Source organism: Nesterenkonia sphaerica (genome assembly GCF_005771565.1).
Lineage (GTDB): Bacteria > Actinomycetota > Actinomycetes > Actinomycetales > Micrococcaceae > Nesterenkonia > Nesterenkonia sphaerica.
In genome coordinates, this window is sequence record NZ_VAWA01000003.1 from 175,177 (window position 1) to 188,337 (window position 13,161).

At 65.6% G+C, this 13,161-nt stretch carries 10 protein-coding genes; 1 reads left to right on the forward strand and 9 read right to left on the reverse strand.

Annotated elements, in window-relative coordinates; translation table 11 throughout:
- Positions 1-16 precede the first annotated feature (16 nt).
- The gene (locus tag FEF27_RS03740) at positions 17-721 is read right to left on the reverse strand and encodes a Pr6Pr family membrane protein (protein WP_138169486.1); all 705 of its coding nucleotides are present in this window, start codon (positions 719-721) and stop codon (positions 17-19) included.
- Positions 696-1,508 carry a SurA N-terminal domain-containing protein gene (locus FEF27_RS03745; protein ID WP_138169487.1) on the reverse strand — a complete coding sequence of 271 codons (813 nt, stop codon included), beginning with the start codon at positions 1,506-1,508 and terminating at the stop codon, positions 696-698. Before FEF27_RS03745 ends, FEF27_RS03740 begins: the two co-directional genes overlap by 26 nt.
- A gap of 242 nt (positions 1,509-1,750) precedes the next feature.
- On the opposite strand from FEF27_RS03745, the gene FEF27_RS03750 reads away from it, so the two are divergent.
- Complete coding sequence (locus FEF27_RS03750; protein WP_138169488.1) at positions 1,751-2,566, forward strand: hypothetical protein; 816 nt, start codon at positions 1,751-1,753, stop codon at positions 2,564-2,566.
- On the opposite strand, the gene FEF27_RS03755 is transcribed toward FEF27_RS03750, so the two are convergent.
- From FEF27_RS03755 to FEF27_RS03785, 7 genes are all read right to left on the reverse strand, one after another.
- Positions 2,563-3,360 carry an ABC transporter permease gene (locus FEF27_RS03755; RefSeq protein ID WP_138169489.1) on the reverse strand — a complete coding sequence of 266 codons (798 nt, stop codon included), beginning with the start codon at positions 3,358-3,360 and terminating at the stop codon, positions 2,563-2,565. The two genes, FEF27_RS03750 and FEF27_RS03755, sit on opposite strands and share 4 nt — an antisense overlap.
- Positions 3,357-4,076: a molybdate ABC transporter substrate-binding protein gene (modA, locus tag FEF27_RS03760; protein WP_138169490.1), complete on the reverse strand. Its 720-nt coding sequence runs from the start codon at positions 4,074-4,076 to the stop codon at positions 3,357-3,359. Before modA ends, FEF27_RS03755 begins: the two co-directional genes overlap by 4 nt.
- A gap of 42 nt (positions 4,077-4,118) precedes the next feature.
- Entirely contained in the window at positions 4,119-5,288 is a 1,170-nt protein-coding gene (locus FEF27_RS03765) for a pyridoxal phosphate-dependent aminotransferase (RefSeq protein ID WP_138169491.1), read from the reverse strand.
- 30 nt (positions 5,289-5,318) lie between these two features.
- Positions 5,319-6,656: a 23S rRNA (adenine(2503)-C(2))-methyltransferase RlmN gene (gene rlmN, locus FEF27_RS03770; protein ID WP_138169492.1), complete on the reverse strand. Its 1,338-nt coding sequence runs from the start codon at positions 6,654-6,656 to the stop codon at positions 5,319-5,321.
- A gap of 162 nt (positions 6,657-6,818) precedes the next feature.
- The gene (locus FEF27_RS03775) at positions 6,819-7,814 is read right to left on the reverse strand and encodes a siderophore-interacting protein (RefSeq protein ID WP_138169493.1); all 996 of its coding nucleotides are present in this window, start codon (positions 7,812-7,814) and stop codon (positions 6,819-6,821) included.
- 111 nt (positions 7,815-7,925) lie between these two features.
- On the reverse strand, positions 7,926-9,395 hold the full coding sequence (locus tag FEF27_RS03780) for an amidohydrolase (RefSeq protein ID WP_138169494.1): 1,470 nt from the start codon (positions 9,393-9,395) through the stop codon (positions 7,926-7,928).
- A gap of 187 nt (positions 9,396-9,582) precedes the next feature.
- Positions 9,583-13,116, reverse strand: a complete 3,534-nt coding sequence (locus FEF27_RS03785) for a proline dehydrogenase family protein (protein WP_138169495.1) — start codon at positions 13,114-13,116, stop codon at positions 9,583-9,585.
- Positions 13,117-13,161 lie beyond the last annotated feature (45 nt).

Here is a 13,161-nt window from a genome sequence, read left to right on the forward strand (position 1 = left end):
CGCGCTCAATATCACGTCAGTGGCTGCGGCGACTCCCCCAGCGGAGGCGGTCAATGAGCCACATACCAGACGCGAGTGCTAAGAAGCCTATGAGTATCGCGCCCACATAGGGCGCCACGGCGCCCAGCCCCATCCCTGGAACATCCAAGATGGTGTAGGGATACCAGTCCAACACCGGACCGCGCAGCAGCGTCACCGCCAGCCAGAGCAGCGGCAGGACCGTGGACCCAGCCACCACCCGCCCCGTCAGATGACCGTGGGGCCCCAGCACCAGCCACACCAGCGGTGCCAGGATGGGCACGGCCACGTGCAGCACCTGGTCGTGGAACAGCCAGATTCCGGCGAGTTCCCCCTCAGTGCGCAGCAGGAGGTTGAACACCACCCCAGTGATAACCACCTGGACTGTGCCCGCCAGGCGCACGCTGTGAAACACCGCTGAGGTGCGATGCGGCCGAAGGCTCAACTGCACGGACGTGACACAAACCAGAAGTGCTGAGAGGAATGTGAAGTACGCCGGCTGGTTCAGCAGATGCGGCCAGCCAGCTGCGAAACCGCCGGAGTAGCCTACGCCCGGGGGCAGCTGGCTGGCCGTGGTCCATCCCAGATACAGCGAACTGAGCAGCCCGGCAGCACACAGCGCCGCGACCGCTGCGTGAACGCACCGGGCAGCGGCAGAATACTGCCAGCTGAGGGCATCAGATGTGGACTTCGATGTCGGCATCCTCACGGAGGTCGTCGATGTGGGCCAGGATGGCTTCGTTTTCCTTCTGGGCCTCAAGCTGCTCCTCGATCTGCGGGCGCAGCTCCTCCAGGGATGGGACGTCCGAGTCCTGGCCTTCCTCGCCTTCCATCTCCTGCATGGCTTCCTGCTGGGCGACCTGCTCCTCGTAGGCGTCTTCGATCTCTTCCTCGGAGGGTTCCTCAACGTCCTGAGTCTCCAGCAGCTGGCTGATCATCACCTCCTGGGCGACCTCTTCGCGCAGCTCCTCCTCGCTGATACCCTGCTCTTCGGCAAGGTCAATCACTTCCTCGACAGTGTCCAGGTCATTGCGCTCCGCGAGGGATTCAAGCTCCTGCTCGACCTCCTCCTCGCTTGCTTCGTGCCCGGACTCTTCGGCCTCCTGGGTCAGCAGCTCAACTCCGATGAGGCTTTCGAGGATCTGATCTTCGAGTGCGTCCTCATCGACAGGCTCACCAGACATCTGGGCCTGCATTGCCATCTGCTGGTACTGCTGCTCATAGGCGGTGCTGTACTGCTCACCGCTGATCTCTTCGCCGTTGACTTCTGCCACGACGTCGGGCACGTCCTCCAGCTCAGGCTCGGGCATCTCCTGATGGGGATCCTCCCCCGCTTCTGCGCCCTCATCGGGTGCGCCCCCGGTGTCAGTCTGCTCAACCGCCTCTCCCTCGTCCTGGGCGGCGTCGTCGTTTTCACAGGCGGCCAGTCCGAAAAGCAGAGCTGCCGCGGCCACCGACGTGACCAGCTTCTTACCGTGCACAATGTCCATTGCCCAGTACCTCCTTATTGCGGGCGAACACGCAGGGTAGCAGTTCTGGCGCAACAGGGCATTCAGGGAGAAATCAGGCACCGGATGGACCCTGGAAACATCACAGTGATGCAACCCGAGAGGCCTTCGGAATGCACAGCGGACAAAGAGTCACCTTTCCGGCCATCGGCACAATGGTGCTGCTCATGCTCAGTGCCTGTGGTCAGGACGACGAGGCAGAACCATCATCGGAACCGCAGGAGATGACACAGACAGAGACGGTGACGGCGGAGCCAGAGTCGCCCGTCGATGAGACTGCCAGCCCGGAGGGCGATGATGAGGAACTCCCGGAGGATCCGGACGACGAACCGGGTGCGGAGGGCGAAGAGCCGCCGGAGGATGGGGACGTCCCGCCGGGCGGCGCGGAGCGAATACCGGAGGGTGAATTCAACGACTCAGTGCACGGCGAAGAAACCGAAACTTTCTATTCTGAAGAAGGGTCCGAAGTAGGTGCCGCTGGTTTTGCACAGGATGAGGGCCCCTTGGTGGTTCCCGCCGAGCCGACAGCGGACGCCGAGACGGTCGGTGAGCTTGGTCCCCTCGATGCCGTCGAACTCGGTGGCAGGGAGCGCCAGGATGACACCAGCAGCAGCTGGATAGAGGTGGTACTGGCTGAGGGCTATGGATGGGTGGAGTCCGGACAGATTGACCGTGGCGCCGGGTTGTTTTTCTTCGGCGAGACCCAGGACATCACCGACGAGTACCTCCATGAGGTTCCCCCCACCGAGAGCAGCGAAGCGCTCGTGGAATCACTGGCTGAACAAGTGACGGGCCCAGAGGAGGAGATGCTCGACGCCGAGGGTGACCCGGCGGGGCCACGCTGGACGCTGGTCAGCTCCCCGGCCGACTACGACGAGGAGTTCTACCGCGTCGATGTCACCGGCTATCTGGACGACTCGTTAGCCGGTGAGCGACTTTTCATCACACTTGAGGAATCGGGTGCTGGGTACGAACTCGGGCAGCTGGAGCGCACGTTGATCTGCCGGCGCGGTGTCGCCGATGAGGGCCTCTGCCTCTAGCGTTCAGCCGGACGGATGTGACGGCCATAAGCCAGCGAGATCACAACGACGGCAACCCCGATCAGAAGGATGGACAGCGCGATCGCGGCATCCGGGTCCGTCTCCCGCTGCAGGTAGATCTCCAGTGGCACTGTCCGGGTGACCCCTTGGACGCTCCCCGCGAAGGCCAGCGTCGCGCCGAATTCGCCCAGGCTCCGAGCAAAGGCTAGGACTGCCCCGGCGACCAGCCCGGGAAGGATCAGCGGGACCGTGATGTGGCGCAGGACCCCTGTGCGCCCGGCGCCGTCCACCGCAGCCGCGTCGAGCACCTCGCGGTCCAGTCCACGCACGGCAGTCTCCACACTGATCACCAGAAACGGCATGGCGACGAATGTCTGTGCCAGGACCACCGCCAAGCTTGTGTAAGCCACCTGCACTCCCAGCAGATCGAAAGCGCCGCCGAGCAGCCCTTGCCGGCCGAAGGTGTACAGCAGCGCAAGGCCTCCGACGACCGGCGGCAGCACCAGCGGCAACAGGATGACGGAGCGGATCGCTCCGACGCCCCGGAAGCGCGCGTGCGCCAGCCACAGAGCCAGTGGAACCCCCAGCAGCACGCAGGTGAGAGTGGCGGCCAGCGCCGTCCAGACACTGAGTGTGAGTGCTTCCACCGCAGCCTGCGAGGTGAGCAGGTGGGGCAGCCGGGACCACTGCAGCTGCAGCAGCAGTGCGGCAACGGGAAGCAGCACCAACAAGGTGCCCAGCAGCGCAGGAAGCACCGCCCAACGTGGAGGTGCACCGGCTGGGAGGGCGCTCACTGGTTCTCCGCCCGGCTGAACCCCGCCTCGGCGAGCAGCTGCTGGGCCTCGGCTGAGAACAGGTAATCCACGAACGCCTGTGCCTCGTCCGGGAGCTGGGCCGCATCGAGCACCGCGGCAGGATAGTGGTTGGGGTCGGCGTCCGCGCCCTCGAGCGGGATGACGTGGACGGCCTCACCGGCCTGCCGAGCAGTGCTGGTGTAGACCAGCCCCGCATCGGCCTCACCCGCGCGCACCCGGCCCAGCACGTCGGTCACGGAGAGTTCCTCAGAGAGCGGGCTGAGTGTGATTCCGGCCGATTCCAGGACTCTGGCAGCAGCGGCGCCGCAGGGGACCTGGAGAGCGCACACCGAGACGGTGGCGCCCGCCCGCAGGTCAGCCAGCCCCTGGATGTGGGCCGGGTTCTCCGCAGGAGTGACGATCACCATATGGTTGTGAGCGAAGACCTGCGGTTGCTCTGCCAGGAGCCCAGCCTTCTCCGCGCGGTCCATGGATGCCTGGTCCGCCGTGGCGAGCACATCACCGGCAGCGCCGTGCTCCAGCTGGTCGACCAGACTCGGGGAGCCAGCCGAGCGCAGCTCCACCGCCACCCCAGTCTCCGCGGTATAGCGCGCACTGAGCTCGTCAAAGGGCTCATGCAATGAGGCGGCCGCCAGCACGGTCAGGGCCGGCTCCTCTTGCGCGCAGCCGCCGGTCAGGGCCGCGGCTGCCACCATGGCGCCGATCAGGAGCCTCCGGCAGCCGGTCACAGCCTGCGCTCAGGCACGCAGACGCCCAATGCGCTCTAGCCCTTCGGCGACCGCGGCGGAGCCCGGCGCCAGGCTCAGCCGCACCCATTCGCCCCCGTTGACCGGATCGAAGTCGGTGCCGGGCACCACTGCCACACCTGCCTGGTGCAGCAGCGCCTGCGCATATGCGGTGGAGTCGGCGAAGCGCCCCAGGTGCTCCCCGATGTGGGCATAGACGTAGAACGCTCCGTCAGCCGGGGCCGCGTTTACCCACCCCAGCTGGGGCAGCGCCTCCAGCACCATGGCGCGGGCCGCGGCATAATCGGCCAGCTGCGCGTCGGCAAAAGCGAGTGATTCCACCGAGAATGCCTCCACCGCAGCCAGCTGCGACCCGTGGGGCGGGCAGAGCGCGACGTTGCCGGCCAACCGGGACACTGCGTCGGTCAGGTGCTCCGGCAGCACCATCCAACCCAATCGCCAGCCGGGCATCCCCCAATACTTGGAGAAGGATGAGATGACCACGGCGTCGTGCTCCACCTCCACGGCGCTGAGGCCTGGGTGGGCGTAGGTGATCCCGTGATAGATCTCATCGGAGATCAGTTGGACCTCGTTCGCGCGGCACCACTGCGCCAAGGCCGTGAGCTGGTCCCGGTTGACCATGGTGCCGGTGGGGTTCGCCGGCGAGGCGACCATCAGCCCCTGCAGCGGACCATTGGCGGCCACTTCAGCCTCGAGCTGCTCCGGTGTCGGCTGGAATCTCACCTCCGGCCCGCAGTCCAGGTCCACGACCTCTACCCCGAGACTGGAGAGGATGTTCCGATAGGCGGGGTAGCCGGGGCGTGCCAGGGCCACACGGTCCCCGGGGTCGAACGCGGCGAGAAAGCCCAGGACGAAGGCGCCGGAGGATCCTGTGGTGACAGCGATCCGCTCCACCGGGACCTCGACGCTGTACCAGCGGCGGTAGTGCTCGGCCAGCGCTTCGCGCAGCGGGGCGATCCCGAATGCGGGCGAATAGTTCAATACGGTGTTGGCAGCGTGGACCTTTGCCGCTGCGGCATTGACGGCCGGCGGTGCGCCAGAGCCTGGCTCCCCGGCAGTCAGGGAAACGATGTCTCGCCCTGCCGAGCGGAGCCGTTCGATCTCGGCCAGGATGCTCATCACCTCGAAGCCGGGGACGTCTGATCGCCGTGAAGGGTGCATCTGTCCAGCTTACGTCTGCCGGGGTGTTTGTCAGCTGTTCTCGTCGGCTGCCGCGAGCTGGCCGCAGGCGCCGTCGATCTCTTTGCCGCGGGTGTCCCGCAGCGTGGTGGGAACCCCAGCGGCGTTGAGCCGGTCGATGAACTCCTGCATGGCCGCAGGTTCGGAGGAGGTCCACACGGAGTTGGGGGTCGGGTTCAGCGGGATCGGGTTCACATGGACCCACCCGCGGCCTCGGGCGTTGAGCTTCTTGGCCAGCAGCTCTGCCCGCCACGGGTGGTCGTTCATGTTCTTGATCAGCGCGTACTCGATCGAGACTCGCCGTCCGGTGGTCTCGTAGTAGTCGCGGGCGGCGTCGATGGCCTCGTCAGCCTTCCACCGGGAGTTGACCGGGATCAGCTCGTCGCGGAGTTCATCATCTGGGGCGTGCAGGCTCAGCGCGAAGGTGACCGGCAGGTTCTCATCAGCGAGCTTCCGGATCGCTGGCACCAGCCCGACTGTGGAGATGGTGATGCCCCGGGCGCTCATGCCCAGGCCTTCGGGGGCGGGGTCGATCATCCGGCGCACCGCGTTCATCACCCGGCGGTAGTTGGCCAGCGGCTCCCCCATTCCCATGAAGACAATGTTGGAGACCCGCTGCGGACCGGCCGTGCTCTGCGCAGAATCAGGCTGTGTTTGTCCCGCCGTGGCGCTGGAGGCGTCGGCGAAGTCAGTCTCCTCGCCCAGACCGGCGTGGTCCGATTCTGCGGCGACTTCCTGCGCAGTCGGGGGGTCCAGCTCTCCTGCGGCAATCACCCGGTTGGCCTGCACTATTTGGTCGACGATCTCTGCGGTGGACATGTTCCGGGTCAGGCCGTTCTGACCCGTGGCGCAGAACGGGCAGTTCATGCCGCAGCCGCACTGGCTGGAGATGCACAGGGTGATCCGGGATTTGTACCGCATCAGCACAGACTCCACCAGGGCGCCGTCGAACAACCGCCACAGGAATTTGATGGTGGCGCCGTCGTCGGTGGTCAGGCGCCGGACTTCGGTGAGCAGCGGCGGCAGGAGCTCAGCGACCAGCTGCTCCCGGCCCTGCGCCGGAAGATCCGTCATCAGCGCCGGATCCGAGGTGTAGTGCTGGAAATAATGCACACTGAGCTGTTTGGCCCGGAATCCGGGCAGGCCGCGCTCCTTGACCCACTCCTGCCGTTCCTGCAGGGTCAAGTCCGCCAGGTGCTTGGGAGGCTGTTTGATCCGCTTGGACTGGGCGAACTGCAGCTTAGGGCGCCCCTCAGCATCCAGCGCCTGGGTCCATCCCTCAGCCTGCGGACGCACCTGGGGGCGGGAGGCAGCGGACGACGGCGCGGCAGCGGCTTTTTTCTCAGACATCCCGCTTATTCTCCCACGGGGGACATTCGATGGGACACCGCCCAGCATTTGCCGCGATATCCCCTCGATTGTGCCATTCACCCGACGCCTGAGCCGTGTTCTGCGACATTCAGGGGGACAGCTGTCCAGCTGCCGGCCCGTGTCCCTTCGAATGTCGCAGAATCACGCGCCAGGGCGGCCCAGTTTCCAGTACCCCATGAAGGAGACCTGCTTGCGGCTGAGTCCGAGTTCTTGGACCAGGTGGCGACGCAGCCCAGTGATGGCCCCCGCCTCGCCGGCCAGCCAGGCGTACTCCTGGAAGCCTTCTGGCGCTGAGGTCTCCCACAGGACGGCCTCCTCACCGACCTCGGGCAGCTCCTGAGGGGCGCCGGGGGGCGCAGTCTCAGGGGAGGCGCCAGGAGCCGAGGCCGCCGCTCGAGCGGCCAGGAGTGACTTACGGCGCTCTCCCCACGCTTGGACAGCTGAATTCAGCAACGCCCCCACTGGGGCACCCTCCCGCGGCAGCCAGTGAATGCGAACCCCGGATCGCGTCGTGAGGGGGAGGATGTCCGCGTGGCTGGGCACCTCCAAGAAGGCCTCACCGTGAAACTCTTCGGGGAGAGTTTCAAGAATGGAGCAGATGGCCGGAACTGCCGTTTCGTCCCCGGCCAGCAACAAGTCGCGGGCGGTTCCCGGGGTGAAGTCGATTCCCCCATCGACGTGTTGAGCACGCCGGTCGGGCCCAATGATCACCAGCTCATCATCGGGCTGAGCATTTAGTGCCCAGGTAGCTGCTGGTCCGGAGGCACCGGTCTTGTCGGCATGGATGACGAAGTCAACGTCCAGCTCCTGCGCGGAGGTTCGGATCTGGCGTGCTGTATAGGTGCGGATGGGGTTGCGGAGGTTACCGTCAAGCTGCCGCCATGCGTTGTACCACTGCGTCACTGGCACCGGAGGGTCATCGAACAACCCGATATCCGGAACGCCGCCGTCTGCCCGTGGCAGGAACAACTTGATGCGCTGGTCCCATGCAGGGGGTGATTCAGGGGCACCAGCTGGACCGAAGTTCCTCAGGTCCGGCGCGGCAAAAGTGACTCGCAGATAGTGCGGGGACAGCTTGGTGACTCGTGACACCGTGGCCAGGAAGGCGCGAGTGGGAGGGAGCGCTGCGGAGTGCATCAGTGGCGTGTCACCTCTCCCACAATTAGACAACATTCGCATGACCGAATGTTATTGGCGTACCTAAGCTATTGCCGCAGCCGGATCGGCGCAACCCGGAGTGCGGGTGCCTTACAGCGCGTAGTGGGTGAAGACTCCGGCGAGCATGGTCGCGGAGACCTGCATATCTCGGAGCAGGGCCGGGTCACAGGTCAACGGGTCGTCCTCGACCAGGATCAGGTCCGCGACGTCGCCCGGCTCTACCGCCAGCCGACCACCAGTCGTAGCCTCCAGCGCGGTGCGCACACTGATGGTCTGCTCAGGGTGCCAGGGCGCGCGTCCCGCTCGGCTTCGGGTCACGGCAGCCGAAATCTGAATCCAGGGGTTCAGCGGAGACACTGGGGCATCAGAGCCCAGCCGCAGGGGCGCCCCGGCCTGATGCAGCGAGCGCAGGGCGAAGGCCCGGTCGGTCCTGCCCTCCCAATACACATCGGCGACGTCGCGGTCATCCATGGCATGCTCGGGCTGCACGCTTGCGGTCAGGCCGAGCTCGGCGAATCGGGGAATGTCATGGTGGCGCAGCAGCTGTGCGTGCTCCACCGTGCCGCTCATGCCCAGCCGTTCGAACGTGTTGAGCACTTCAGTATTGGCCCGGTCGCCGATGGCGTGGATGGCCGCGGCGATCCCAGCGCCCTTCGCACTCGTCATCAATTCGGCCAATGCTTCGATGGGCACCGCTTCGACGCCGCAGCGATGGGGGTGGGCGGCCGGGACTCCTGGGTAGGGGTCCCAGCACCACGCGGTGCGCGTGTTCAGGGAGCCATCGACAATCACTTTCAGCGGCCCCATGCGCACCAGCCCGCGCCGATCCAGCAGGTCACCGGTCTTCACTCCCCGGTCGATGACTCCGGCGAGCTTGTCCGGCCATGCGGAGATCTCCACGCGCAGGGAGTCCACCCCGGCGTCCACCCGCTGGGGCCAGAGCGCCACATTGTCGTCATTCTCGAAGTCCACTACTCCGACGACCCCGAGGGCTGAAGCGGCGGCGGCAGTCTGCTGGTAGTCCGCAGTGGTCAGGTCTGCCGCGGAGTCCAGCTTCTCCAGCACTGCGAAGGCCTCGGTCTCTCTGAGGATGCCCGAGCCGTCGGTACGCACCCCCAGTTCCTGCTGAGCTGCACTGTTGAGCCAGAGGGAGTGCAGATCGGCGCTGATCAGCACCGCGGTCACCGGTCCGGTCGCATCATCAAGGGCGTTCAGGCTGGGAGGCTCGTCCCACAAGCCGTCGCGGAACCCGAACCCCACCACTCTTCTACCAGCACTGGCACGGGCACCTTCGGAAACCAGCGCCAACACCTGCTGAGCTGATTCGGTGCCTGTCAGGTCCAGCCGCTGCCGCTGGATGGTCCACTGCGTGAAGTGCACATGATGGTCCCATAGACCAGGCAACAGGGTCCGGCCGGCGGCGTCGTGGCGCTCGACGCGGCGCGCAGACTTCAGCTCGCCTGCCGGTGTGACTGCCGAAACGACGCCATTGTGAATCAGCACATCCAGCGGCCGCCCCTCACCGGCGGCGTGCACATCAGTCAGCAGTACATCCGTCACCAGGCGGCCCCGTGTGTGACGTTGCAGCAGCGCACCGGTGTGGACTTATCTTGTCTTCTCACGACTTGTCTGCCCTCACTGGTCTCGTCCTCACGTCCAGACATCACGGCCCCAGAAATCCTACTGCTTGTCCACGCCGGGGTGAGCCTACACCGCGCTGGGAAGGGGCCTGGCCCTGCAGGTGATCTCAGCGCTTCAGCTGTTCAGCCAGTTCGCCGAATGCCTTCGAGGGATTGCCGAACCGATGAAGGGTCATGGAGATCGACTGCTCCTTCACCCAGTAGCGCAACTCCACACGACCGGACGCGGTGACCGGGTCATCAAGCAGCGCCACCTCTGGACGGTGTGCCACGGCTTCGCGGACAGCGGAGGCGAGGCTGCCGATGACCCGCACTCTGATCCCACCGTCGGCGTCATGCTTTCCCCGAGCGAGCTTGGTCGCGAATGCGGCGTCGTCGTCCTTGGTGATGCTGACCCGGTGATCACTGAGCTGGCTCACCGCTTTCTTGGTGGCCTTGGTGAGCTTGGGCGCGACCGAGAGATGGAGTGTTGACCCGGCGGTCAGCGCGGCCGCGGCGGTCCGCAGCACCAGATGAGGCTCAGCATCCTGGCTGACCCGCAGCAGGACCTGCTCCGGCAGGTAACGGAAAATATTGGCCTCGGCGTGCAGTCCGGTGGGGTCCTTCGCGGCTCCGAACTCCTGCTCCCACCACACCGCATCGTCCGCGACCGCACGTTTCAGCCACTGCAGGTCCGTCTCGGAGAGCAGGTCGTGGTGCTCTGCAGCATCGACGAGCTCGGCCACTGCGGAGTTGGCGGGCTCAGACAGGATGGTGGGTGCCTTCTCGGCCGCATCACGCCAGGTGCCGAAAAGCATCACGTAATTGGGACCGCCCGCTTTGGACCCCAGCCCCACCGACGAGGCCTTCCACCCGCCGAAGGGCTGCCGCTGCACGATCGCCCCGGTGATCCCACGGTTGACGTAGGCGTTACCCACCTGGACCTCGTCCAGCCACTGCGCGACCTCTTGAGTCTCCAGTGAGTGGATTCCCCCGGTGAGTCCAAAATCTACTTGGTTCTGCAGCGCGATCGCTTCGTCGAGGTCCTTGGCCTCCATCAGCCCCAAGACGGGCCCGAAGACCTCGGTCAGATGGAAAAAGCTGCCCGGCTTGACTCCAGTCTTGATGCCGGGGCTCCAGAGTTTGCCGGTCTCATCAAGCTGCTTGGGCTGCAGCAGCCACGACTCCCCGGGCTCCAGCGTGGTCAGCGCACGGTCGAGCTTGTCACTGGGGAGCTCGGTGAGCGGACCCACCGTGGCGGCGAGGTTCTGCGGCCAGTCCACGATCAGCGACTGAGCGGCATCGATCAGCTGGCGTCGGAACCGCTCCGAACTGTAGACGCTGCCGACCAGGATGCCTAAGGACGCTGCCGAACATTTCTGGCCGGCGTGACCGAAGGCCGAGTTGACCAAATCGGCCACCGCCAGGTCCCGGTCCGCTGCGGGAGTGATGATCATGGCATCCTTGCCGGAGGTTTCGGCATTGATATTCAGCTCCGGCTTCCAGGAGCGGAACATCGCGGCGGTCTCCGAGGCTCCGGTGAGGATGATGCGGTCCACCCCCTGATGAGAAATGAGCTTCCGGCCCGTCTCTCGCTCATCCGGATAGATGCCGTGGAGCACCTCGCGAGGCACCCCAGCCTCCCATAGGCACTCCAGAATCGCCATGGAACACTGCGGTGTGGGGTTGGAGGGCTTATGGATGACCGCCGCACCGGCAGCAAGCGCAGCGACAGTTCCGCCGGTGGGGATCGCCAGCGGAAAGTTCCACGGTGGGGTGATCATCACCAGCCGGTCCGGAGTGAACTCCGCATGCTTGACCGTTTCCAGAGCTAGCGCCGAATGGGCGTAGTAGCGCATGAAGTCGATGGCTTCCGAGATTTCCGGGTCGGATTGGGCCACCGCCTTGCCGACCTCAGCGGCAGCCACCGAGGCTAGGTGCCCGCGGCGTGCGGACATGATATCGGCCGCTCGGTAGAGCACCGCGGCCCGCTCTGCGGCGGGCCGTCCCGCCCACTGCTCGGCAGCTGAGCGCATCCGGGCCACCAGCGGGTCGACGTCCTCGGCACTGAGCTGCTGGGGCTTGGACTGTTCCGTCAGCCACGAGGCCGTGGCGCGGTGAACCACCTGTTCGGCCCAGCGCTGGTTCGCCTCCAGCGCGGGGTTGGTGTCGGGTTCGTTGACGAAGGCGGGGATTCCGTCGCTGTAGTCACCGGGAGCTTGGTCCGCTTCGGTCAGCCGGTCCTGGGTATGGGCTGGGCCGGGGGCGGCGTCGTCGCTGTCAAGAATCTCAGCCAGTGTCTGTACGGAGGCGCGGAAGCGCGCCTCCTCGCGCTGGAAGACCTCTGATCCGGGAGAGAACTCAAAGATGCCTGACATGAAGTTCTCGCTCGCGGCGTTCTCCTCCAAACGGCGGACCAGGTAGGAGATCGCGACGTCGAATTCCGCTGGCCGCACGGCCGGAACGTACAGCAGAAGTTGGCCGACGTCTTCGCTGATCGGACCCTGCTGCTCGGCGGCCATGCCCTGCAGCATCTCGAACTCCAGGCGCTGGGAGACTCCGCGCTGGACACCGAGCAGGTGGGCGAAGGCGATGTCAAAGAGATTGTGCCCGGCCACTCCCAGACGCACCCCGCGCATCCGATCGGCGGTGAGCAGCCAGTGCAGCACCCGCTTGTAGTTGGCGTCGGTGGCCTCTTTGGATTCACACGTGGCCACCGGCCAGTCGTGGATATCCGCATGGACGCGCTCCATGGCCAGATTCGCGCCTTTGACCAACCGGATCTTGATGCCCGCCCCTTGGGCATCGGCGCGTGCGTTCGCGAACTCCGTCAGCTCCTGCACCGCCGCCAGCGCGTCGGGCAAATAGGCCTGAATGACAATGCCGGCTTCGTAGGACTTCATCTCCGGTTGTGAGAGCAGCCGCTTGAACACGGCAATGGTCAGCCGCAGGTCCCGGTACTCCTCCATATCGAGGTTGATGAACTTGGAGCCTGCGGGGGCTTCAGCGGCTTCTTTGTACAGCGGGATGAGGCGTTCGACCACATAGTTCACGGTGTCCTCGAACCCCCACATGGAGATCTGCGAGGCGATGGAGGAGACCTTGATGGACACGTAGTCCACATCGTCGCGGCGCAGCATCCGGTAGGTGTCGTCGAGGTGCTTGGCCGCTTCGTCCTCACCGAGAACCGCTTCCCCGAGTAGGTTGATGTTGAGCCGGTTGCCTTGTTTCTTGATCTGTTTCACCGCCTGCCCGAACTGCTTGTCACGGGCGTCGACCACCATATGCCCCACCATGGAACGCATCCGCTTCCGCGCGGCGGGGACCACCGCATGGGGAAGCAGCTGACCCAGCGTGGACCCGGCGTGGATCTGCGCGCGGTCCAGTCGGCTCAGCGTGTCCGGAGCCAACGACCCCAACTCACCCAGCGCTTGTGCCGCTGCTTTGGGGTCCTCGGTGCGGATGACGCGGTCGACGAATCCGACCGTGAAGTCCAGGCCGGTGGGATGCGAGAGCACCGCCGAAAGCAGCTGGGCGGATTTGTGCGGCTTGGCTCCGGAAGCTTCGGTCTTATGCATCCACTGGCGCACCTTCGCCGCGGCAGCATCCGACAGTTCGCGCAGTTCCTCGCGCACGGGACGTGTCTGAACCTGCTCTGCCATGGTTTGCTCCTTCGCTGGTCACCGGGGGGCTTGCCTTCCAGTGTG

Bases quoted from the DNA above. Each gene is read 5' to 3' on its own strand.
- modA (WP_138169490.1), bottom strand. From the start codon at position 4,076: ATGGTGGCAGCCGCGGCCCTGACCGGCGGCTGCGCGCAAGAGGAGCCG.
- FEF27_RS03765 (WP_138169491.1), bottom strand. From the start codon at position 5,288: ATGCACCCTTCACGGCGATCAGACGTCCCCGGCTTCGAGGTGATGAGC.
- rlmN (WP_138169492.1), bottom strand. From the start codon at position 6,656: ATGTCTGAGAAAAAAGCCGCTGCCGCGCCGTCGTCCGCTGCCTCCCGC.
- FEF27_RS03750 (WP_138169488.1), top strand. From the start codon at position 1,751: ATGACACAGACAGAGACGGTGACGGCGGAGCCAGAGTCGCCCGTCGAT.
- FEF27_RS03745 (WP_138169487.1), bottom strand. From the start codon at position 1,508: ATGGACATTGTGCACGGTAAGAAGCTGGTCACGTCGGTGGCCGCGGCA.
- FEF27_RS03775 (WP_138169493.1), bottom strand. From the start codon at position 7,814: ATGCACTCCGCAGCGCTCCCTCCCACTCGCGCCTTCCTGGCCACGGTG.
- FEF27_RS03785 (WP_138169495.1), bottom strand. From the start codon at position 13,116: ATGGCAGAGCAGGTTCAGACACGTCCCGTGCGCGAGGAACTGCGCGAA.
- FEF27_RS03740 (WP_138169486.1), bottom strand. From the start codon at position 721: ATGCCGACATCGAAGTCCACATCTGATGCCCTCAGCTGGCAGTATTCT.